Origin of the sequence: Streptomyces sp. NBC_00846, from assembly GCF_045207325.1 — a bacterium.
Taxonomy (GTDB): domain Bacteria; phylum Actinomycetota; class Actinomycetes; order Streptomycetales; family Streptomycetaceae; genus Streptomyces.
In genome coordinates this window covers 6,475,440-6,497,030 of sequence record NZ_CP108846.1, presented here as the reverse complement: position 1 = coordinate 6,497,030, position 21,591 = coordinate 6,475,440, and the positions used below count along the sequence as shown (strand labels likewise).

Genomic DNA, 21,591 nt, shown 5'->3' with positions numbered 1-21,591 from the left:
TGAGCGGGGGCGGGGGCACTCGCCAGTTCTCCCACATATCCGCAGCCGGCCGTAGATCCTCCACATCCGGCTTCACATACCAACGCTTCGTCGTCCGGACGTCGGTGTGCCCAGCCCAGCGGGCAATCAGATGGTCCGGTACCCCGTTGTTCGCCAGCTAGGTGAAACAGCTCGCGCGGGCGTCGTACAAACGGACCCGGCGCAGCGCGTTCTCGGCCACGACCTGGTACGCCCGCTCACGCAGCTGCCGCCCGTTGAGTGCCCTGCCGAGTCGATCTACGAGCACGTACCTCTCCCCCGCCGCGAGCTTCTCGGCCATCTGCGTGGCCTTGAAGCCGGCGAGGGCCTCCCCCACCAGATCGGGCAGGGGAAGCTGCCGCTCACCAGCAAGCGACTTCGCATCCTTTTCGACCACGAACCGGTTGCTCGTAAGCGTCCGGGTCCGGGTGCCAGCCAGGATGGCCCTTCCCAGATCGACGTCGGCCCAGCGCATCCCGCAGATCTCCGCCGGCCGCACGCCCATCAGGGACAGAAGGAAAGCAGCGCACAGTCGGTCGTCCTTGACCGCGCACACGAAGGCGCTCACCTCCGCGAGGTTCCAGGGCGGGACCATCGCTTTCGTCCGCCGCTCCGCTTTCCGAAGGTTCCGGGGGATCGTCACCTCCCGGGCGACGTTCACCTCGACGAGGCGCCGTGTCACCGCCCGGTCGAGCGCCTCCCTCACCCGCGCCAGCGACATCTCGACGGAGGCCACCCCGAGACCGGTGCCCGCCTTGCCACCTCGAACCCGTCCCTCCCACAGCGCCCACGGATCGCGGCCAGGTCCGGTAGCCCGGCCACCTCGTGACGTCCCACGGGTCTGTCAAACGAACGGCTCTGTCCCTGACCGGTGTGGCTACCGCCTGCGGCAATACCACATGTCAGGAAGAGCGGTTCTCTGCTACAGCCAGCCGCGCTTCGCGGCGTTCAGGCCGGCCTGGAAGCGGCTGCCCGCTTCCAGGCGCTCCATCAGGCTGGACATCATACGGCGGACGGTGCGCAGGGAGACGCCGAGCTGGCGGGCCGCAGTCTCGTCCGTGTCTCCCGCAGCGATGATCTGCAGGAGAGATCGCTCGGTGGGGGTGCAGCCGTTGAGGTCCGTGGGCGATTCTTCACCGAAGGGGATTCCGTGCTCCCAGACCTGCTCGAACAGCGCGCACAGGGCGCTCACGGTGCCGGGCGTGTGGATCTCTAGCGCGCCAGCTCGGGGGGCAGCAGGATCCAGCGGCACGATGGCGGCTTTGCGGTCGACGACAATCATCTGGATCGGCACCGTGGGAACGGTACGCATATGGCCGCCGTGTCCCGTCAGCCACCGTGCGTACTCGAGGGTGTCGGCGTCGTTGCGGAAGCTCTCACGGCACACAGCCCGGATCGTGACACCGCGCCTGAGCGCCTCCTCGTTGAGAGGGGTCGCGGCCTGCCGGGCATCGGGACGGTGGGCGCCGCCCGGGTTGAGGGAGAGGCATTCGAATTCGGTGGCCCGCTGCAGTACTTCCAGCCGGGCCCGCACTGCGTCCAGGCCCTCGAGTCTCAGAGCGCGGTCATGGTCGTAGGGGTGGTCGTGTTCTGCGGCGATCGAGGCGATCGCAGCTCGGGTGGACTCGACCCGTGCCTGCTGCGTGGCTGCCTGAGCCTCGGCGTTGGCCAGGAGTGCGGTCAGGCCGACCGTGGGGCTGACCGGCCGCAGGACACCCGCCTCCTGGGCGGACGGCTTGAGGAGTTCCAGGGACGCCAGCTCATCCAGGGCCTCTCGCACCTTGTCTTCAGACAGGCCGGTGTCCGAGGCCAGGGCGGCCACGCCGCGATCGGGTCGGCGCAGCATGGCCCTGTACACAGTCTCCGATCGCTGAGACAACCCCAGAACCTGCAGCATGAACAACCTCCTCGTGATCATCACTGACCAAACAACGATTTTTATCGAGTTCAACAACCTTTCTAAGAGGGACTGCTGACCATGGCTGGATGCTGCCGCCGGTTGGCCGAATGACGCACGGCCTTCCCTACACCCCACAGCCGCATCCCACCAGCGGGGCTTTCCATCACGCGGCGTCATCAAGGGTTCACTCGCGTTCACCCGTCCGGTCTTCCCCTTGCCTGTAACACCCCAGTGGAACGGGTGCTCTTGGGCTTCTTCTCCGAGCTTCGCACCCGGCCGTTACCAGCGACGCACGTCAGAGCGGGGACAGGTCGTCGGACGCTGACCGAGATCATCGCGTCGGCATCGCCGACCCCCTCTCGATGACGTCCACTCGAACAACGCGGCCTCCTGTCGCACCTGCATCTCGGAAATGCCTTGTCGATCGTGCCTGATGTGGTCCTAGAGAAACTCCATCATCGCAGGTCACAAGGCACTTTCTCGTTTCCGCGAGAGTCATCCACAGGCATCAAGCCGGTGGATCCGGGCTCAAGGATCTCCATGATCTCCCTGCTGTTCTTCACCCTCTCAAGCATCGCCGAGCGGGACTACTCGGGGCGAGCGGGGAGAAAACATGGCCGCACCCGGGGAAACCGGTGGCCATAAATTGCGCGGTCAGTGACCGCCTACGGGGAGCTTACGGAGACCGCCGTCACGGGGCCCCGGCCCGTCGGGAATGTGGTGAACCCGCTTCTGAAAATCGGGAGTCGCGGCAGCAATACTCCGACGTGTCCCGAAGGTGCCAGACACCTTGGTGTCGGCAGCATGCTCGTGACATCACGGCGATGGTTGGGCAAGCTTTACCCATCGAGCGCAACGCAATACAAGGCGTAAATGCTGCAAGAAACCGTGAACCCCAGAATTCCCTCGATGGGTGGAGTCTGCCATGTCTCGGATCGCCGTACTGCTGCTTGTTCCCGCTGCCCTGCTTGCCGCCGTCGGTGCGGGCATCACCCCTACTGCGGAAAAGCCGGTCACCCAGCACATCGTCGCCGGCGATGGGTTCGGATGGGGCACGCCCGCAGACGGTAGCCCGGCCTGATCCCTCGTACAGGCGTGGTAGCCACAACGGAGGCCACCATGCACATGATCACATTGCGGCTGGTCATCCCCCCCGGAGAGCAAGCCGCCGCGACCGAAATCGCTGAGCTGTTCCGAGCTCACTTCACACCCCACGACCGCATCGAACACCTCTGGGCCCATTCCGCTATGGGCAGCGTCTACCTGGCGTTCTTCCTCCTTGCGGACAACGAGGCCGAGGCCCTGCTCGCCGCCCGTGCGGCATGCCAGCGGGCAATCGATCGCACGCCCCAACTCACGCGCTGGCAGTTGCCGGACAGCTAAACCCACCTTGGCACGGATGCTCGTCAACGAGCGCCGTCACCTGGGCCGGGGCGGGTCGGGCCGGAGTCATGGGAACCCCCTGCCAGTACCTCAATGACGTCTGGAGCAATGAGCGTTGAATACCTCAATACCTGACCAGGGCCTCGTCCACGAGCTGTTTGCCTCCCAGGCCCAGACCCGGCCGGATGCCCCTGCGGTGATCTCCGGTGCGCAGGCGCTGACCTATGCCGAGCTGGAGGCGCGAGCCAACGGAGTGGCCTGGCTGTTGAAGGACTCCGGCGTCGGCCCAGGTGTTTCCGTTGTCGTCCGCGTCGAGCGTTCGCCGCACATGGTGGTGGCGCTGCTTGGGGTGCTGAAGGCTGGGGGCGTCTACGTGCCCCTCGACCCGAAGTATCCCGCGAAGCGGAACAAGTTCGTCCTGCAGGACACGGGAGCACCAGTGGTGCTGACCACGCGGAAGCTCGCCCATGGGCTGACGAACGGCCGGGCCCGGATCGTTCTCCTCGATGAGCTGGGTCCGGACGCAGCCCGTACAGACACCCCGCCGACGGCTGGCCCGCAGGATCTCGCGTACATCATCTACACGTCGGGCTCAACCGGGAAACCGAAGGGCGTGATGGTCGAACACGCCAGCCTGACCAGCCACCTCGATGCGATCGCGGAAGCCTTCGGCTACACCGAGAATGATCGGACCCTCGTCTCTGTGAGCGCCGCGTTCGACGTGTCCATCGAGCAGATGCTCACACCGCTCGTCTGCGGGGCCACCGCAGTTATCCAGCCCGATGATGTCGTCGCGCCCAAAGACGTGATCCGGTACGTGCACGAGCATTCCATCACCATCCTCAACATGACGCCGGTCTACCTAGATGCGGTGTTGCGTGAGGGCACCGGCCTGGACACCGTCCGGCTGGTCATCTCGGGCGGCGACGTGATCCGGTCCGGCATCGTGCAGGCAGCCCGCACCAGTCTCACCGGAAAGCGTGTCCTCAACGTCTACGGCCCGACCGAGACGACCATCACTGCCATGGTTCAGGAGGTGAGTGAGGTCGCCGAGGGCGATCCCGTTCCCATCGGCCGGCCGGTGCCCCGCACCCGTGTCCATCTGGTGGGCGAGGATGGAGCAGAGGTCGGACCGGGCGAGGTAGGGGAGATCGTCATAGGCGGGGACAGGGTCGCCCGCGGGTATCTCAACCAGCCGACGCTGACCGAGAAGCAGTTTGTGCCGGACCGCTTCGGCCCGCCCGGTGGACGCGTCTACCGAACCGGAGACCTTGCCCGGCGGCTGCCCGGCGGCTCGCTGGAGTTCCTCGGCCGCTCCGACGACCAGGTGAAGATTCGCGGATTCCGGATCGCGCTGGGTGAAGTCGAGTCTGCGCTGGCCTCGCTGCCCGGGGTGGCCGGTGCGGTAGTCGTGGCTCGCCCTGATGCCACGGGAGAGGCCCGGTTGATCGGGTATGTGACGACGACCGCCAAGGCCGAGAGGGCCGTCGAACCGCGCAAGGCGCTCCAGGTTGTGCTGCCGGCTCACATGGTGCCTGCGGCCATCGTGGAACTGGATACCTTCCCCATGACGCCGAACGGCAAGATCGACCGGAACGCCCTGCCCGAACCGGCCCGGGTGCGCGCAACCCCGGAAGCTGCCACCGAGCCGGCGAGCCCGGCCGAAGCCCTGTTGGCAGCAATCTGGGCCGAAGTCCTGCAGGTCGACAGCGTGGGCGTGCACGACAACTTCTTCGATCTCGGTGGACATTCCTTGCTGGCCTTCCAGCTCGCTTCCCGGGCGAGCGCTGCAACGGGGAAGGACATACCGCTCAGAGTAGTCTTCGAGCACCCGACAGTCGCCGGTATGGCAGCCGTGACCGGTGACCTCCGGGAGGTCGTGGACAGCCCCCCGGCGCCGACGCGATGCGAAGGGCGGACCGAGGGCCCGCTTTCGGCCGGGCAGGAGAGGCTGTGGATCATCCAGAGCCTCGATCCCGCAGGTTACCAATACAATGTGCCCTCTCTCTGGCATCTTTCGGGTCAGGTGGACGCCGCGGCGCTCGAAGAGGCGCTCGATGCATTGGTCCGGCGTCACGAGATCCTGCGTACGCTGTTCGTTGCTGGGGAGGACGGCCCCCGTCAGGTCGTCCAGCCCACCGATGCCGTCCGGTTCCGGCTGTCGCGGGAGCACATCGAGTTCACCGCGGACGGTATCCCCAAGGAGGTGCGTGCCTTCGCCGAGGAGCCGTTCGACCTCAGCACGGCGCCGCTCGTACGGGCCCGGCTCTTCACGGACCACCGCCACGCCGACGAGTCGCTGTTCCTGCTGCTCTTCCACCACATCGCCATCGACGGCAGCTCGCTCGCCACGGTGCTGCGCGATCTGGAGTCCCTGTATCGGCAGGCGGTCGGCGAGCCTCAGGACAGGCGCGCAGAGCCCGGTCTCCAGTTCCTCGACTTCGCCGTGTGGGCGCAGCAACAGTCAGCCAAGGAGGCAGGCGTTCATCTGGCGTACTGGCGCGAACAACTGAAGGATCTGGCCACCCTGGAGCTACCAGTCGACCGGCCAAGGCCCCCCTACTGGTCCGGGCACGGCGCGTCTGTGGAGTTCGCGCTGCCGTCGAAGGTGGCCCTCGGAGTGCGGAGCCTCGGAGGTCAGGAGAACTCGAGCGCGTTTATGGTCCTGCTGGCAGCCTTCAAGGTCGTGCTGGCCCGCTGGAGTGGGCAAGGCGACATCGCGGTGGGGGCGGCGATGACCGGTCGCTCACTTCCCGAGCTCGAGCAGCTGGTCGGCTTCCTGACTGACACCATGGTGCTGCGCTGTGCGGTTTCCGGTGAGCGGACCTTCCGCGACGTCCTGGTGGACGTACGGGCGGCCACCCTCGGTGCGATGAAGCACAACCTGGTGTCCTACAGCCAAGTCGTCGAGGAGTTGCAGCCCGAACGGCACCTGGACCGTAACCCTGTCTTCCAGGTGTTCTTCTCCTACGAGACGCAGAACGACATGCCGCACTGGAAGCTACCGCGCGCCAAGGCGACGCGTCGGCACTGGCCGATGTCTTCATCGAAGTTCGACCTTGATCTGACCTGCATTGAGTCCAAGGAGCAGATCTCCTGCTCGCTCACCTACGCCACCGACCTTTTTGACGCAGCTTCCGTCGAGCGGTTCTCCCGTGATCTTCAGTCCCTCCTTTGGTTCCTGGTAAATGGCGGCGGGCCAGACGCAGCCATGGCGGAATGGCAGTCGTCCCCGCTGGGCGGCCTGTGACGCTAAGAAAGGACGTCGGTTGATGCACACCAAGGCAGCCATCATTGCCGCCGAAGCGCTCGTCCGAGACGGGATCCGGTCCATGCTGTCGGCTGACTGCACGGTCAAGGTGGTGGGTGAAACGGCGAATTTCGCCGATATACCGCAGGTACGACGACGGGTGGATCCGGATCTGTTCATCATCGACGCCTCCGGACTCCGGGCCGGCAGCGAAGCCCACGCACGGCAGATCCGATCGCTCGTCGACATGGCGGACCGTCCCCTGGTCCTGCTCGCCGAAGAAGGTGTCCAGTCCGATATGGAAGTGCTCAGATTGGGGGTATGCGTCCTCCAACGATCACGCATGAGCTCTGCCGATCTGGTCTCCTCGGTCAGACTGCTTGCCGCCGGCTATCTCCCCGTGGAGCGGCACCTGGCGCAACAACTCGCCCACCGTGCGCTGGAGGAAAGGGCGGGTGTGGCGGCGCACATACGTCTCCTGACGCCGCGGGAGCGGGAAGTCTTCCACCTTCTCGCCCGCGGTAAGTCCAACATGGAGATCGCCACATCACTCACGCTGGCCAAATCGACGGTGAAGACACATGTGCAGGGAATCCTCAAAAAGCTCGGCCTGGCCAGCCGACTCGAAGTAGTGATGCTCGCCCACCGGCAGGTCCGCCCACCGGTGCGGTCCACCATGCTCAGGCAGAGGGCCCGGGCGAGGACCGCTGCCTGAGCAAATGTGCCGCATACGATGCGCCAGGTCTTCGGCCTGGCGCATCGTATGCGGTCGTCGATGAAAAACCATCAACCCTGGTTCTGCCGGATCGCGCTCACGTGTTGCGAACTGCCGAGCAGATCGAGATCGAGTGACATGCAGCGGATTCCGCCACCAGCCTTACGGAACTCGTCGACCGGTGAGAGGCACACGGTGAAGCCCCAGTCTTCGAGCTGCGTCCTGATCCGGGGTGTGCAGAAAGACATCATTATTACGCGCCCGACAACTACCGAGTTGGCGCTGAAGGTGAGCGCCTCGTCCATGTTGATGATCAGCGGCTCCGGCACCAGCTCCCTGATGGCCCGCTGCCCCTCCTGATCCCATACGTCGGGTGCGTAGATGGCCCGGCCGGCGTCGAGCGGGCAGAAGGACATGTCAAGGTGGTAGAAGCGCGGGTCGACGATGGGCACCGTCACGACAGGGATGTCGAGCACTCGTGACAGATACTCCCCCGCTTCGGGTGACGTGCGTGGTCCGGTGCCGCACAGCAACACGTCGCCGAACCGGAGCACGTCACCACCTTCCAGATATATATCGGGATCGTCGGGCCAGGGGATCTCCGTGAACCCGTGTTCCAGCAGCCACGTCGCACCATGCGCGGCCTCGCCCCGGCGCTCGGGATGCCTGAAGCGGGCACGGACGAAGCGGTTGCCGTCCACCACCCCCACGTCCGTGGGAAAGACCATGTCCGACAGCCCGGGCAGCGATGGGAAGTGGTGTACCTCAGCACCAGCTGCCCGTAGGCCGGCCACCAGGGCATTCCATTCACCCCAGCTCTTCTTCCTGTCGGGGCGCCGCTGCGATGACATCCACGGGTTGATCTCGAACGTGACGTCGAAGTGATCAGGGCTGCACAGCAGGAACCTCTTCAGCGGATTCCGTGAAGTTGTGAGAGAAGAGCTGTCGCTCATGGTCACCCTCTCTGTGCGGGGAAACTGCCCCGATGGTGTCGTCCAACGGCTCTGAAGTCAGCAGGTCGAGGGCCTCGTCCACGTCGTCGGTGGCGTACACGAGGTTGCGTTCCTCATAGGTCATGAAGCCCTCCTGCGCCACGACGTCGAGAAAGTTCAGGAGCGAGTCGAAGTAGCCCTTCGCGTTGAGAAGGACTACCCGCTTGCGATGCATGCCGAGCTGGTTCCAGGTGGCCACCTCCATGAGTTCGTCCAGGGTTCCGAATCCACCCGGCAGGACCGCGAAGGCGCTGGAGAGCCGGTACATCAGCGCCTTGCGCTCATGCATGCTCTGTACGACGAAGATCTGCCCCGGCGCCCGCTGGGACCGCTCCCGTTCGTGGAGGTCATGCGGGACCACCCCCGTCACGGTGGCACCGTGAGCCAGGGCCGCTCCGGCCACCGCCCCCATCACGCCGACGCCGCCAGCGCCGTAGACCAGCCCGCAACCGCGGCGGCCCAGAGCCGCACCGAAGTCCTTGGCGAGAGCGGCGTATGCGGGGTCTTTGCCGGGACGTGCGCCGCAGAACGTGGCAATAACTGCGGCACGTTGACGACTGTTGTGCATGCGAATCTCCGATCGCAGCGAGCAGGAGGTACTGCATCGTGTGGATGCGTCCACACGATGCAGTTGGGGGGCGGCGCCCGGTCAGAGCTTCAGCACCGTGCGCAGCAGCACCTCGGCACCGGCGATCAGGTCCTTTGGGGCGGTGCGTTCCGAGGGGACGTGACTGACGCCGTCGATGCTCGGCACGAAGATCATTCCGACCGGGGCGAGATCAGCCACGACCTGAGCGTCGTGCCCCGCTCCGCTCGGCAGCGAATCCTGGGAATGTCCGAGCTCGGTCGCCGACGCCGCGATGGCGTCCCGGATTCTCGGGTCCGTGTGTACGGGAGCGCTGCGCACGGTGGATTCGATCGTGGCCCGGACACCCCCCAAGCGGGCCAGGGCTGCGAGTGTCCCTCGCACGGTGTGCTCGGCTGCGTCGAGTCGGGCGGGTTCGCTGTCCCGGAGGTCGATATCGAGCCGTACTGCATCCGGAATGGTGTTGGGGGAGTTCGGCTGGACCTCCAACCGCCCGACGGTGGCCACGCGGCACAGCTTCTCCTTCGTCGCCAGGCTCTGGACTGCCTGGATCAGGCTCGCTGCTACGACGAGGGGGTCCTGGCGCCCTTCCATAGGTGTGGTGCCCGCGTGGCCCGCCTTGCCTTGCAGCTGTACAGACATATGGGTCCGGCCGGTGATGGACTCGACTACACCGATGGACCTGCCCAGCCGCTCGAGCACAGGCCCCTGTTCCACGTGGAGTTCCAAGTAGGCGGTGAGGGAGCCAGGTGCCCACGTAGCCGTTCTCAACTGGGACAGATCTCCGCCTGCCCGGGCCAGGGCGTCTCGCAGTGGCTTTCCGGCGTAGTCCTCCGGCTCGCTGGGCAGCGCGTCCAGTCGTCCCGCGAGCACCATGGAGCCCCAGAACGGCTGGGGAAAGAGCGCGCCTTCCTCGTTGGCGAAGCCGACGGCGATGGTCTCGTGGTCTGTTTCGGCGCCGGCTTCGTGCAGGGTCTGCAGCACTTCCAGCGCGGCGATGACTCCGTAGGCTCCGTCCAGCCGGCCGCCATTGGCGACTGTGTCGAGATGTGAGCCGACGAGGATCGGGGGTCGAGTGGAGTGCTGGTGGTCGTCGGGGCGCCGGATGAGCAAGTTTCCGCCAGCGTCGACGAGGGCACTCAGCCCGGCCTCCACTGCTTGTCGGGCCACATAGGCCCGCCCTTCCTGATCGGCGTCGCTGAAGCCCATACGGGTAACGCCGCCGTCTTCGCTTCCGCCGATCTCGGCCAAGCGATCGATACGGTTGAGCAGTCGAGCGCCATCTATCCGAAGAGAGGTGTCGGAGCGAAACTTGTCTGCAACAGTCAGAGAGTCAGGCATCGTTACCACCTGTCGAGGCGATCAGGCCCTGGGGGCGTGTGCCGACCCAAGAGGGGAGAACGGTCGGCACGCGCTGGACTCGGTTGTGCGAGGCAGCCACACGATCAGCTGACGACATGTCCGCCTCCGTTGCGCCTGACCCGAGACCGGCGGCTGTCGATGTGGATGAATACGCGGTGCAGCCAGCGGTCGTGGCCGTCGTACCGGGGGGAGAACGGCGTGCGGCCGTGCAGAGCGACCCGGTTGTCGACGATCGCCAGGTCGCCCGGGGCGAAGTAGACGGTGTCGACGACCGCTTCGAGGGCCTCGCGGAGAGCGGTCATGGCCCGCTTCGCACCTGCGTCCAGGGGTGTCGTGGCGTGGAAGTCCACTTGGGCGTCCGGGTCCTCGGGCGCACCGGAGATGGCCCCGTGCGCCACCGCGACGCCGGATCCGTTGAAGGACGGCGGTGGGTCAGTCCTGAAGCGGGGCTCGGCGAGGATCTCCCGCTGCTCAATGGAGAGGAGCCCGATTGCCCGCCGCAGCGAAGCAATGCGCAGCCCGGCTTCCCCGTCGAGGTCCTGGCGCAGGCAGGACAGGGCGACGAAGTCGGGCCTATGGGGATGGAACGCATTCTCGGTGTGCATCTCCAAGTTGACGGACCCGGCGTTGCTCTGGCTCCGCTCCTCGCCTGGTACCGGCACTACGTTGTGCACCAGGGCACCGCACATTTCGCCTTTGAAGCCCACAACCTCACCCAGCACCATGGCGCAGAGCACGAGAGCCGACGCCGGCACGGTGGCCCATCGTTCGACGGACTCCCGCCGGGTAGGGGTGGGGGGCAGAGACCCGACCGGCAGGCCGTGGATCTGTAACACGCCTGCCTGGCCGGAGTCGGCGGAGAAGTTCCGCAGTGCCGCCCGCAAGGTTGCCGGGAGGTCGCAGGACACATCACGTGCCGCCGCCAGCCAGCGGGGCTCGTCCAGCAGACCCGGTGCCGTCTCCGCCAAGAGCTCGGCAAGCCGCTTGATCTCCCGTCGTACATCCAGGTCGAGGTGAATCGACTCTTTTTCTAGTTTCGTGGTGATGGGAATGATTTCCGTCATTTTCTTATCCAATGTGTGATCTGGGGGTGATATCAGGAGACCGCCACAGAACGGGCCACAGTGGCGGTGTTAGGAGCCTTCACGGCCGCGTAGTGATCGCCGGCAAGGGAGAGCGCCGTCGTATCGCCCGTGCACAGACTCAGCCACTGCCGACGGGCCGCTGCGGCCCGTTCGTCTTCGGCTGCCTCGCCGGCGCTGAAGATCAGGGTGCGGCCCGGATAGGGCTGCGGCCGGTAATCCCTGAGCGCGCGCCAGTTGGCGGAGAAGACCTCGAAGAGTCGCAGTTCTTCACCCGTTGTGGCGTCCGTCGGGATGAGCTGTGCGTCGCGCATACGCGTCACCAGTTCCTGGCGCCGTTCCACCGATGGCATCGCCGTCAGTTTCTCCGCGTCGAGGGCCATATCGACCTCATGCAGCCGGTCGAGGAATGTCAGATAGGCCGCGATGACCTCCGGTTCCTCCTCGCTGGCGTCGACGGCGCCCGGTGGGTGCGGCAGGAGCGAGGGCGGCAAAGCCGGGTCGATCATGGCGAGCAACTCGACCTCCTCGCCGTTCTCGGCGCACTGTCGGGCCATTTCGTACGCCACCAAGCCACCGAACGACCAGCCGATCAGCCGCAACGGCCCCTCGGGCTGTGCCTCTCGAACGAGGGCCAGATGAGCCGCGGCGATGTCGGCGACGCTGGTGAGCGGGTGCTCGCCTGGCTCGATGCCGACCGACTGAAGCCCGTGAACCGGGCCGTCGCCGGGCAGTGACCGTGCCAGGTCGAGGTAACAGAACGCGGTGCCTCCGACGGGCGCGACACAGAACGTGGGGCGTCCGGTGCCGAGCCGCAGCGGGACGAGTGTCCGGAGCTGCCGGGGGCGGCGGGCGACCAGGGAAGCGGCCTGGGCCGCCACGGTGGAGGCGTTCAGCAGACTGGCCATGGGCAGATCGATCCCCAGTTCCTTTCTGATCGTCGAGATGAGGCGCACACCGAGCAGGGAGTTCCCACCGACTTCGAAGAAGTCGTCCTCGATACCGATGCCTCGGGTCTGCAGGATCCGCTCCCAGATGTGCAGTAGATCCAGCTCCGTCCGACTGCGGGGGGCCGACTGCAGGCCGGCTGGCACTGCGGAGGGTGCAGGCAGCGCCGCCTGGTCGAGCTTCCCGTTGTGCGAGAGGGGGAATGCGGCCATGAGGATCACAGCACTCGGCACCAACGCCGGGGGCAGCTGCTCCTGGCACCAACGGCGGACGTCCGCGACGAGCGCCTCAGCATTCGACCAGGTGCCGTCTGCCGTCATGCCTTGTGGCTCGGGAGCGGCACCGGCCGACGCATCCAGCAGCTGACGACGTACCGGTGTTGCGGCCACGGCGTCCGGCACCACGTACGCCAGCAGCCGCTTCCCCCCGCCGGTACCGTCCACGACCACGACGGCATCACGGATCGCGGCATGCTTGACCAGGACCGACTCGATCTGGCCCGGTTCGATGCGTACGCCGTGCAGCTTCACCTGCCGGTCGATGCGACCCAGGAACTCGATGACGCCGTCCGGAGCCATCCTTGCCAGGTCACCCGTCCGGTACATGCGCTCGCCCGGGAGGCCCATCGGCGCGGGAACAAACCGGTCCGCGGTCAGCGCCGGGGCGGCGTGATACCCGCGGCCCATCAGGTCACCGGCTAGACAAAGCTCACCCACCGCTCCGGTCGGCACCGGATTGAGATCGCTGTCGCAGATGAGAGCCCAACTGCGCCCGATGGGCCGGCCGATGGGCACCGTGGTACATCCGTCGTCCGCCCGGCACTCCCAAGCGGTGGCGATGATCGCGGTCTCGGCCGGACCGTAGTGGTTGTGGAGCCGGATCCACGGCAGCTCCCGCATCGCCCGCTGCTGCAGCTCGATCGGCAGTGCCTCACCGGCGGGCACGATGTGGCGCAGGCTGCTGCACCGGCGCGCGACCTCGGGCGTGTCCAGGAAGATCGCGAGTATCGAGGGAACTGGATGGATAACCGTGATCTGCTGGTCCGCCACCAGGTCGGCGAGATAGTGCATGTCCCGGTGACCGCCGGGTTGAGCGAGTACCAGTCGGCTGCCCACAGTCAGCGGCCTGAAGATTTCCCAGAGCGATACGTCGAAGCTGATCGGGACCATCTGCAGTACCGCGTCGTCGGGCCCCAAGGGGATGCGCTGCTGTCCCCACTTCAGCGTATTGAGCAGCCCGCGGTGTGTGTTCTCCACACCCTTGGGCCGTCCTGTCGATCCAGAGGTGTAGATCACGTAGGCGAGCTGGTCGCCTCCGCTCCAGGTGCCTGGCACATTGGCATCGGCCCCTTGAATCAGTAGGCCGGGGTCGGCGTCCAGGCAGATGGCCGGTATCCGGATGTCACCGAAATCGGACAGCCATGCCTCCTCAGTGACCAGCGCATCAGGCTCCGCCTGAGCCAGCAACGTGCGTCGCCAGTCGCGTGGATACTCAGGATCGACCGGGAGGACGACGCCACCGGACTTGAGCACGGCCAGGTAGGCGACGACAAGGTCGACGGAGCGCTCCAGGTGCACGGCGACGACCGCTTCGGTCCCGATTCCGGCAGCCGCCAGACGACGTGCGAGCCGGTTGGCGCGGGCATTCAGCTCCTTGTAGGTCAGTTCGTCCTTGCCGCAAACCACTGCGACCGCGTCCGGTGCACGATCGACTTGACGTTCCACGAGTCCGTGGACGGACATCTCCTCGTCGGGGATGGTGATGGGCGCAGGCGCTCGCTCGCCGAGCGCCACCGTCGACTCCGGCCCGTAGGCGATGGAGCGGTACGTCCGCGGTGTCAACACCTGCTGGGTATCACCGTCCACATCCGCTGCCATCGCCTCCAGGACCGCGCGGTAGAGGGTGCCCAACAGGGCCTGGGCGTGCGGGCCCGCATCCCCTGGTCGGCTGTAGACCGTCAGTCGGCCAGTCTGCGCGACGGCCATCAGCCGGAACTCGTTCGGACTGTCGTCGACGACGGCATCGTCGTCGATGAGATCCCAGTCGAGGACATGGAAGTCCAGGTAGACGAAGGCGACGTCGATCATGCGGGCATGGCGGCTGCCTTCCTGGATCTCGCCGAGCGGATACCGGCGGTGCGGCCACATCTCGATCTCCGTGTCGCGCACCTGCTGGACCAGCTGCCGCCAGGTACGGGCGCCGCGGCGGAAGGGGAAGGGGACCGTGTTGACGTACAGGCCCGGAACGCGGTCCGCGCCTTCTGCCTCCGGCCGGGTGTCACACACCAGGCCGGTGGAGAACGCCTGATCCGTGGTGATCATGCTCATTACCGACAGATGGGCCGCCAGCATGACGTTCTTCAGCGACGCGTCCGCTGCCCGGGCCAGCTTGGCCAGTTCGTCCAGCAGATCGTCGTACGGCGTGACCAGCTGCTTCACGGGCCCTGAGCCGCCGCCCCACGCGGAAGGCAGCTCCAACTTGGCGTGGTTCGCAACGACGTCGTGCCAGTAGCCGGCGTGTGCCGGGTCCTGCAAGTCCTTCCGCTCAAGCGCGATGAAGTCGGCGTACCGGATCTGGGGCAGGGGTTTGGGCACGTACTCCGTACCGTCGTGCAGGGCGTGGTACCGGTCGAACACCTCGGAGAGAAGTACGTGGAAGCTCCAGCCTTCGAGGATGGGATGGAACTCGGTGAAGGTGACCCACCACTGGTCCTCGCACATGTGGGTGAAGTACCGGAACAGTGGTGCCGTGCTCATGTCGAATCGGCGGCCGCGCTCTGCGGCCATGTAGTCGTGCACCTCGTTCCGCTGTGCCTCCGGTGTCATCTGGCGGACATCCGCAAACCCGACGGGCAGGTGTGCTTCGCTGTGTACGAGCTGGAGCGGTTCGCTGTACGTCGTGAGGTCCATCGTCGTGCGCAGGACCTCGTGCCGGGCGACAGTTGCGTCGATAGCCGCCTGCAGGAGGTCATGGCGGTAGGGCCGGCCGTCGCGGACCAGATAGCAGGTGACGTTGTGGTAGTTGCCTTCGTTGCCCGAGGACTCCATCTCGAGGATCATTCCGAGCTGGATGCGGGAAAGCGGATACGCGTCGGTTACTCCATCGGGTATCCGTGCCCGGTCGGCCGGGTCGAGCATCGCGAAGGGCTGTACCACGGGTGCATCGACACTGTGCGCGGAGCGGGGTCCCAGTATCCGGGCGAAGGCCTCGATGGTGCGGTGCTCGAAGACGTCCCGCACGGTGACGGGGTAGCCCTTCCTCCGCAGGGCACCCACCACGGCTACCGCACGTACCGAGTCTCCGCCGATTACGAAGAAGTTGTCGTGGACTCCGAAGTCGGAGGCGCCCAGAACTGTGCGCCACACCGCCGCGATCTCTGCCTCGGCGTCGGATCGGGGAGACACCAGGTCGGCGCTGACACCACGGGACGCCCGGTCGGGAGCCGGCAGCGCATCGGTGTCGATCTTTCCGACGTCGGTCAGCGGGAGCGAGTCCAGGACGACGATTGCCGACGGCACCATGTACTCGGGCAGACGCTCGCTGACGAACGCGCGGAGGGTGGCCTGGTCGGGGGCAGCCGTCCCGGCCGTGGGCACCACGTAGCCGACCAGCTCGGGCCGGCCGCCATCGGTCTGCCGAGCGACGACGAGGGCGGTCCGTACGGCGGGATGAGCGGCCATGGTGCTCTCGACCTCGGCCGGCTCCACCCGGTAACCGCGTATCTTGACCTGCTTGTCGACTCGGCCCACGAAGTCCACGTCGCCGTTGGACCGGAGGGCCACAAGGTCGCCGGTGCGGTACAGCCGTGCGCCCTGCTCGGCGGAGAACGGGTCGGGGAGGTACTTCTCCGCCGTCAGGTGAGGCTTGTTCAGATAGCCGCGGGTGACCCCGGTCCCGCCGATATAGACCTCGCCGACGACGCCGAAGGGCACCGGGCGCATGCGCTCGTCGAGGACGTACATCGTGGTGTTGGGTATGGCCGTACCGATCGATACGAGTTCCGTGTCGACCGGCCGGTCGACACGGCAGCCGGAATTGCCGACCGTGATCTCGGTGGGGCCGTATTCGGCGGCAACACTTCCCGGGCCGGCGTCGGCGAGCCAGCTGTTGGCCAGCGTGCTGGTGAAGCGGTCACCCGCTGCGATGACGAGGCCGGCGAGTGATCGTCGCTGGTCCGGATCGAGCTGCTCGGCCAGCAGTTCGAGGTGCCCTGGTGCCATCTTCACAAAGCTCAGCGGCCCACACGCGAGGAGCCGTGTGCCCAGCTCCGCGGGTTCGCCGTCCGGCACCAGGTGGACCGGGCGCCCGCTCAGGAGCGAGGTGTAGAGGTTCGGGACACCCAAGTCGAAGGCCGCGGAGGAGAAGAGCGCGGTTCCGCCCGGTGCCTGCAGATAGGTGTCGACCGTCCACCACAGGTAGTTCATCAGGCCGCCGTGAGCGACCATAACTCCCTTGGGCAGTCCCGTCGTCCCCGAGGTGTAGATGAGGTAGGCGAGAGCATCGCGGGCGATGGGAAGGCCCGGATCTTCGGTCGTCTGCGCGCCAATGACCTCGGCGTCGCGGTCGACCAGAACGACGGTGTGTCCGTCCAGACCGTGGGCCAGGGCGTCAGCACCGGGTCCATCGGTTACCACGACCTGGGCACCGGCATCACTCAGGATGTAGCCGCGCCGTGTGGCGGAGTCGCCAGGGTCCAGCGGGGCGTAGGCAGCGCCGGCCTTGAGGACCGCAAGGAGCGCGACGACGAGACGCGCGTCCCTGGGCAGGTGCACGCCGACGACCGATCCAGGCTCGACACCGCGGCTCCGCAGGTGCTGGGCGAGACGGTTCGCCTCAGCGTCCAACTCGCCGAAGGTCAGGCTCGTGTCGCCAGCCAGGACGGCCGGCGCGTCCGGCGAGATCCGGGCTTGCTCGGCAATCAGCTCGTGCAGGGCTCCCCCAGGCCGGTCCGCGGTACCGCCGTCCGCTGCGGCGAGCAACTTGCCCAGCTCCTGCTCGGTGATGTACTGAAGATCGGACAGCGGCCTGTCGGGGCTGCTCGTCGCACTCTCCAGGAGCTGGAACAAGTTGTCGGCGAACCGTCGTACGGTGTCCGGCTCGAACAGCGTTGTCGAGTATTCGAGGGCACCGGACATGGTGCCGTCGGCCTCGGAGTCGATCTGCAGGGTCAGGTCCAGCTTGGAGTTCTCGCTGAGGGTCGGAATGCGCGCGGCCTCGACCCCCGGAAGTGCGATCCCGTCCGGATCTCCGTCCCCGTAGCTGAACATCACCTGGGCCAGGGGCGGCGTGGAAAGGTCCCGGTCCGGCGCCAGCTCGTTGACGAGCACGTCGAACGGGACTTGTGAGTGCTCCACCGCGTCGAGGAACCGCGACTTGTTGCGTCGTACGAGATCGGAGAAGGTGGGGTCGTCGGACCAGTCAGTGCGGATGACGATCGTGTTGACGAAGCACCCGATCAGCTCCTGCGTCGCCCTCTCGTCCCGGCCTGCCACGGGTACACCCACAGCGATGTCTTGCTGGCCGGTATAGCGGTTCAGGAGCATCTGGAAGGCAGTCAGAAGCACGACGAACGGAGTGGTATCGTGCTCTGCCGCAGCTGCCCGGACAGCCTTCGCGACAGCCGGGGGGACGGTGATCGGGAGTGACGCACCCGCCGAGGACCGCACCGCCTGGCGCGGGCGATCCGTAGGCAGCTCCAGGGGCGTGATGCCGGAGAGCTGCCGCTTCCAGAACGCATGGGACTCCGCCAGCGTGCCGTCGAGAAGCCGCGTACGCTGCCACTCGGAGTAGTCGGCGTACTGCATCGGCAGCGGCGGGAACTCCACACTGCCGTCACCCCTTTCGGCCTGGTAGGCCAGGGCCAGATCGCGCCAGAGGATCGGTTCGGACCAGGCATCGAAGGCGATGTGATGGATCGACACCACGAGGTAGTGATCGTCCTCGGCCACCGTGACCAGGCCTGCACGGGCCACTCGGCCCTCGGCCAGGGACATCGGGGAGTGGGCCAGGCGCTGCACCAGCTCCCGCGCGCGACTCTCCCGGTCCTCGGCAGCGGCCTCACGGAGATCGCTGTGTACCATTGCGTTCTCCGGGCTGTCGGTCACCTCCTGTACCGGCTCGTCCCTCTCCATGCGGTAGCGGGTCCGCAGTACCTCGTGGCGCTCCAGGACTCGCGCCCAGGCTTGCTGCAGGGCCGGGACGTCGACCGCCCCGCGTAGGCGCAGCACCATGGGGACGTGGTACTCGCCGCTGTCCGGGTTGATCGAATCGAGAAACCAGAGTCGCCGCTGACTGGGCGACAGCGGAACGGACGCGCCCCGGTCGGCCGTGGGGGTCGTGTGGACCGCCGAAGTTCCGGTTCCCTCGAGGCGGCTCCTCAGGATGTGGTCCCGGAGGGCCTGGATGTCTTCGGCCATGCTTTCCTCACTTCTTACGCGTCGTCAGTGCGACGACCTCGGCGTCCGAGAGGCCGGACACGTTGCTACGAATCTCGGATTCGACAACCTGCGCCAGATCTCTGACAGTCGGAAACTCGAAGATGGTTCTCAGGGACAGTTGGACCTGATAACGGGCAGAAATGCGCGCGATGACCTTGGCACCCATGATGGAAGTGCCGCCAATACGGAAGAAGCTGTGCGTGACATCTAGCGGATCATCCACGGCGAGCACATCCCGGAAGATGCCGTCGATAACCTTTTCGATGTTGGTGGCGGGCACGCTCCGTTGTGCCTGCTCCTCCGTGATCGAAATGCTCTTCTCGTTCATCACGCAGGCGCTCCGTCCATACGCTTGCGCAGGCTGAGCGGACGCATGTCGGTCCACACCTCGGAGATGCGGGAAAGGCAAGCTTCCCGGCTTCCGCTGAAGCCGGCGTCCTCCCATCCGGGGGGCAGAGGTCGACGGGACCACCAAATCGAGTACTGCTCTTCATGGTTCACCACCACAGTGAACTCGTGCTCAACGGGCATGGCCACTCCATGAACTCTGAGCGAGACACGAGAAAGAGCCCCGCATTGTTTTCGGGTAGTCGAACAATTCGTATAAGAACTTATCTTCCGAGTGGGTCGGGTCACCATCCACCACCGGGTTGAACTGACTTGGAACTTCATCTTCGCGGAGGAGGAGCATCCACTCTGACCTGTGGATAAGACTCCTCCGGGTGGCCGGCTGGGCGCTCCTGGGAGGGCGCTCCTGAGTGCGTCGGAGAGCTGGCGGAGCCTATAGTCCAGGCGCCGGTCGAGGTGTGACTGCGAACTGACGTCAACTGGTGATCGAACTCTCCTCTCAGGATGGAGCAAAGATGACAGACGAGATAGCGAAGGGGCTCGGGGGGAGAATTCCGGCCAGCCTTCCGAATGTTCTGCGAAACCACGGTCTCCTAGTCAACACGGCCACCGGGCTGTACGGATGGGGTGCTGAACTCGAAGCAGTTTATTCTGGCCTGTCGAACGCGCTTTCCGCGGAGGTCGCGGATAAGGAACCCGTCGAGCTCCATTTCCCTCCTATTCTTCCGCGCGCCGTGTTCGAGAAGAGCGAGTACGTAACATCATTTCCTCAACTCTTCGGTGCGATCCACGCGTTCCAAGGCGATGAGTGTGCGCACGAGAGCCTGGAACAGGCCGTCACCAAGGGGGAGGATTGGGGAGGGCATACGCGATTGACCAACTTTGTGCTGGCTCCGGCTGTGTGCTACTCCGTGTATCCCCTGTTCGGCGGGACCGTGTTGGACGGGGATCGGACGGTGGACGCGAGCGGATTCTGCTTCCGCCACGAACCGTCGACCGAACCGGGGCGTCTGGTGTCGTTCCGGCTGCGGGAATTCGTAAAGATCGGAAGTCCGGCCGAAGCCTCCACCTGGTTCAACGGGTGGCACGAGCGTGCGTCCGCCTTCGTTCGCCGGCTCCGCCTCAAGGTTGAGGTCGAGGCCGCGTCGGACCCGTTCTTCGGGACGAGTGGGCAGGTCATGGCCGATAATCAGCGGGAAGAGGGAATGAAGGCGGAGGTCGTCGTCCCGATCGGCGACCACCCCGTCGCGGTTGCATCGATTAACTACCACCGCGACCATTTCGGCCGGATCTTCGATATCCAGTCGACGGAAGGGGAGCCGGCCCACAGTGCCTGTGTTGGCTTCGGCCTGGAACGTCTCGCACTCGCACTCGTCGCCGCTCACGGCCCGCGACTCTCTGAATGGCCCGACGAGGTCCGCGAGTTGCTGTGGAGCGGGCGCATGGCATGGTGAGCGATGCGTTCCCCGACGCTGTCACCCAGCCTGTCATGGCTCGCAACGCACTCGCCATGATGGATGACAGGGCCCTCTGCGCACTGGACGTCCGGCTCGACTACTTCGAGGTCCAGTCGCGATCCGGCCGCGGGCGCGGGCGGCTGCCTGTCGTGATGGTCAAGCAGGTCGAGTCCCTCAACGACGACTATCGCCAGTATCTCGGGCTGGCCTCGAACGAGGGGTCGGCAGCTTTCATCGGTGGTGGGCTGGCCCGCCTGCGGTCCGGCAGCTCCTTTGCGGGCATTGTGCACGAGGAGCGTCGCGAACTGCTGGCCGCGCTGGTCGCGGAGGCCGTCGACCGGGCAGCGCAAACGGCCGATGCGGTCTTGTCCCCCTTCCTGACCGCCACCGACCTGCCGGGGTACCTTGACGCGGTGCCGTCGGCCATCGTCCGTGAACACGGTGTCTGGTGCACGTTGGAGATCGGCGAGGTTGCCGGCATCGAGGACTTCCTCGAGCGCCTTCCCGCAAAGCGTCGGCGGCACTGGAATCGAGATACCCGCGAAGCCGAGGAACTCGGGCTGGAGCACGACGTCGTGCCCTTCTCGAATGAAGTCGTTGCGGAAGCCGCCGCGGGTATCGCCAGCGTTTCCCAACGCAACGGCATGAACGAGTCCCCCGACATCGTCAAGTGGAGGATCAACAACTACCACCGGCGCCCGGGAAAGCACTTCTTTGTCCGGACCCGGTGGCAGGGCAACGTGATCGCGCACATGTTGTGCCGGATGTTTGACGACACCATGGACGCACACACCCTCGGGATCCTCGACATACCCGAGCTCGACCGCGGAGCGGTCTACCACTTCGGCTGCTTGCTGGGACCGTTGCGGGCGGCCATCGATCGCGGGGCACGCCGTCTGGAGCTCGGCATCGGGCATGATTCCCCGAAACTCCGCCGGGGGTGCACAGGCGAAGACACCTACTTCGCCGATCTGCTTCCGTAATAAGCAGAACGTGCCGATGTCGGCCGGGGCGAATGCCCGGCCGACATCGGCACGTTCTGGTGGATACGGCAGCTCGGCGACTACAAAGTCGTGGAGCGGCGGCTGTGGCCAGCACAAGTGGAGCAGCGAC

The 21,591-nt window shown here is 66.0% G+C and carries 15 protein-coding genes; 6 read left to right on the top strand and 9 right to left on the bottom strand.

Features of this window, described 5'->3' with window-relative positions; translation table 11 throughout:
* Nucleotides 1-157 precede the first annotated feature (157 nt).
* Both OG936_RS29910 and OG936_RS29905 read right to left on the bottom strand, forming a co-directional pair.
* Nucleotides 158-754: a hypothetical protein gene (locus tag OG936_RS29910; protein ID WP_406498917.1), complete on the bottom strand. Its 597-nt coding sequence runs from the start codon at nucleotides 752-754 to the stop codon at nucleotides 158-160.
* Between the two features lie 186 nt (nucleotides 755-940).
* Nucleotides 941-1,915, bottom strand: coding sequence for a LuxR C-terminal-related transcriptional regulator (locus OG936_RS29905; protein ID WP_406498915.1), 975 nt, complete (start codon nucleotides 1,913-1,915; stop codon nucleotides 941-943).
* Nucleotides 1,916-2,843: 928 nt separating this feature from the next.
* On the opposite strand from OG936_RS29905, the gene OG936_RS29900 reads away from it, so the two are divergent.
* From OG936_RS29900 to OG936_RS29885, 4 genes are all read left to right on the top strand, one after another.
* Complete coding sequence (locus OG936_RS29900) at nucleotides 2,844-2,999, top strand: hypothetical protein (protein WP_406498914.1); 156 nt, start codon at nucleotides 2,844-2,846, stop codon at nucleotides 2,997-2,999.
* 38 nt (nucleotides 3,000-3,037) lie between these two features.
* Complete coding sequence (locus tag OG936_RS29895) at nucleotides 3,038-3,301, top strand: hypothetical protein (RefSeq protein WP_406498912.1); 264 nt, start codon at nucleotides 3,038-3,040, stop codon at nucleotides 3,299-3,301.
* A 115-nt stretch (nucleotides 3,302-3,416) separates the two neighbouring features.
* Nucleotides 3,417-6,551 carry an amino acid adenylation domain-containing protein gene (locus OG936_RS29890; protein WP_406498910.1) on the top strand — a complete coding sequence of 1,045 codons (3,135 nt, stop codon included), beginning with the start codon at nucleotides 3,417-3,419 and terminating at the stop codon, nucleotides 6,549-6,551.
* Between the two features lie 22 nt (nucleotides 6,552-6,573).
* A complete protein-coding gene (locus tag OG936_RS29885; RefSeq protein WP_406498908.1) occupies nucleotides 6,574-7,266 on the top strand; it encodes a LuxR C-terminal-related transcriptional regulator in 693 nt (230 codons plus the stop codon).
* Between the two features lie 71 nt (nucleotides 7,267-7,337).
* On the opposite strand, the gene OG936_RS29880 is transcribed toward OG936_RS29885, so the two are convergent.
* The 7 genes from OG936_RS29880 to OG936_RS29850 form a co-directional block, all read right to left on the bottom strand.
* Nucleotides 7,338-8,219, bottom strand: a complete 882-nt coding sequence (locus OG936_RS29880; RefSeq protein WP_406500661.1) for a dimethylarginine dimethylaminohydrolase family protein — start codon at nucleotides 8,217-8,219, stop codon at nucleotides 7,338-7,340.
* Complete coding sequence (locus tag OG936_RS29875) at nucleotides 8,152-8,826, bottom strand: TIGR00730 family Rossman fold protein (protein WP_406498906.1); 675 nt, start codon at nucleotides 8,824-8,826, stop codon at nucleotides 8,152-8,154. The genes OG936_RS29880 and OG936_RS29875 overlap by 68 nt, the downstream gene beginning before the upstream one ends.
* Nucleotides 8,827-8,907: 81 nt before the next feature.
* A complete protein-coding gene (locus OG936_RS29870; RefSeq protein WP_406498905.1) occupies nucleotides 8,908-10,185 on the bottom strand; it encodes a Zn-dependent hydrolase in 1,278 nt (425 codons plus the stop codon).
* A gap of 104 nt (nucleotides 10,186-10,289) precedes the next feature.
* The gene (locus OG936_RS29865) at nucleotides 10,290-11,270 is read right to left on the bottom strand and encodes a TauD/TfdA family dioxygenase (protein ID WP_406498903.1); all 981 of its coding nucleotides are present in this window, start codon (nucleotides 11,268-11,270) and stop codon (nucleotides 10,290-10,292) included.
* Between the two features lie 32 nt (nucleotides 11,271-11,302).
* Nucleotides 11,303-18,652 carry an amino acid adenylation domain-containing protein gene (locus OG936_RS29860; protein ID WP_406498901.1) on the bottom strand — a complete coding sequence of 2,450 codons (7,350 nt, stop codon included), beginning with the start codon at nucleotides 18,650-18,652 and terminating at the stop codon, nucleotides 11,303-11,305.
* A 7-nt stretch (nucleotides 18,653-18,659) separates the two neighbouring features.
* Nucleotides 18,660-19,001 (bottom strand): phosphopantetheine-binding protein, encoded by a 342-nt coding sequence (locus tag OG936_RS29855; protein WP_406498900.1) that lies wholly within the window; start codon nucleotides 18,999-19,001, stop codon nucleotides 18,660-18,662.
* On the bottom strand, nucleotides 19,001-19,204 hold the full coding sequence (locus OG936_RS29850; RefSeq protein ID WP_406498898.1) for an MbtH family protein: 204 nt from the start codon (nucleotides 19,202-19,204) through the stop codon (nucleotides 19,001-19,003). The genes OG936_RS29855 and OG936_RS29850 overlap by 1 nt, the downstream gene beginning before the upstream one ends.
* A gap of 332 nt (nucleotides 19,205-19,536) precedes the next feature.
* On the opposite strand from OG936_RS29850, the gene OG936_RS29845 reads away from it, so the two are divergent.
* Both OG936_RS29845 and OG936_RS29840 read left to right on the top strand, forming a co-directional pair.
* Nucleotides 19,537-20,475: a hypothetical protein gene (locus tag OG936_RS29845; protein WP_406498897.1), complete on the top strand. Its 939-nt coding sequence runs from the start codon at nucleotides 19,537-19,539 to the stop codon at nucleotides 20,473-20,475.
* Nucleotides 20,469-21,461, top strand: a complete 993-nt coding sequence (locus OG936_RS29840; protein WP_406498895.1) for a hypothetical protein — start codon at nucleotides 20,469-20,471, stop codon at nucleotides 21,459-21,461. Before OG936_RS29845 ends, OG936_RS29840 begins: the two co-directional genes overlap by 7 nt.
* The last annotated feature ends 130 nt before the right edge of the window (nucleotides 21,462-21,591 follow it).

What these genes read in the sequence shown, in the direction of transcription:
- OG936_RS29885 (WP_406498908.1), top strand. Translation starts at nt 6,574, where the DNA reads ATGCACACCAAGGCAGCCATCATTGCCGCCGAAGCGCTCGTCCGAGAC.
- OG936_RS29870 (WP_406498905.1), bottom strand. Translation starts at nt 10,185, where the DNA reads ATGCCTGACTCTCTGACTGTTGCAGACAAGTTTCGCTCCGACACCTCT.
- OG936_RS29850 (WP_406498898.1), bottom strand. Translation starts at nt 19,204, where the DNA reads ATGCCCGTTGAGCACGAGTTCACTGTGGTGGTGAACCATGAAGAGCAG.
- OG936_RS29845 (WP_406498897.1), top strand. Translation starts at nt 19,537, where the DNA reads ATGACAGACGAGATAGCGAAGGGGCTCGGGGGGAGAATTCCGGCCAGC.
- OG936_RS29880 (WP_406500661.1), bottom strand. Translation starts at nt 8,219, where the DNA reads ATGAGCGACAGCTCTTCTCTCACAACTTCACGGAATCCGCTGAAGAGG.
- OG936_RS29900 (WP_406498914.1), top strand. Translation starts at nt 2,844, where the DNA reads ATGTCTCGGATCGCCGTACTGCTGCTTGTTCCCGCTGCCCTGCTTGCC.
- OG936_RS29905 (WP_406498915.1), bottom strand. Translation starts at nt 1,915, where the DNA reads ATGCTGCAGGTTCTGGGGTTGTCTCAGCGATCGGAGACTGTGTACAGG.
- OG936_RS29840 (WP_406498895.1), top strand. Translation starts at nt 20,469, where the DNA reads ATGGTGAGCGATGCGTTCCCCGACGCTGTCACCCAGCCTGTCATGGCT.
- OG936_RS29855 (WP_406498900.1), bottom strand. Translation starts at nt 19,001, where the DNA reads ATGAACGAGAAGAGCATTTCGATCACGGAGGAGCAGGCACAACGGAGC.
- OG936_RS29895 (WP_406498912.1), top strand. Translation starts at nt 3,038, where the DNA reads ATGCACATGATCACATTGCGGCTGGTCATCCCCCCCGGAGAGCAAGCC.
- OG936_RS29875 (WP_406498906.1), bottom strand. Translation starts at nt 8,826, where the DNA reads ATGCACAACAGTCGTCAACGTGCCGCAGTTATTGCCACGTTCTGCGGC.
- OG936_RS29860 (WP_406498901.1), bottom strand. Translation starts at nt 18,652, where the DNA reads ATGGCCGAAGACATCCAGGCCCTCCGGGACCACATCCTGAGGAGCCGC.
- OG936_RS29865 (WP_406498903.1), bottom strand. Translation starts at nt 11,270, where the DNA reads ATGACGGAAATCATTCCCATCACCACGAAACTAGAAAAAGAGTCGATT.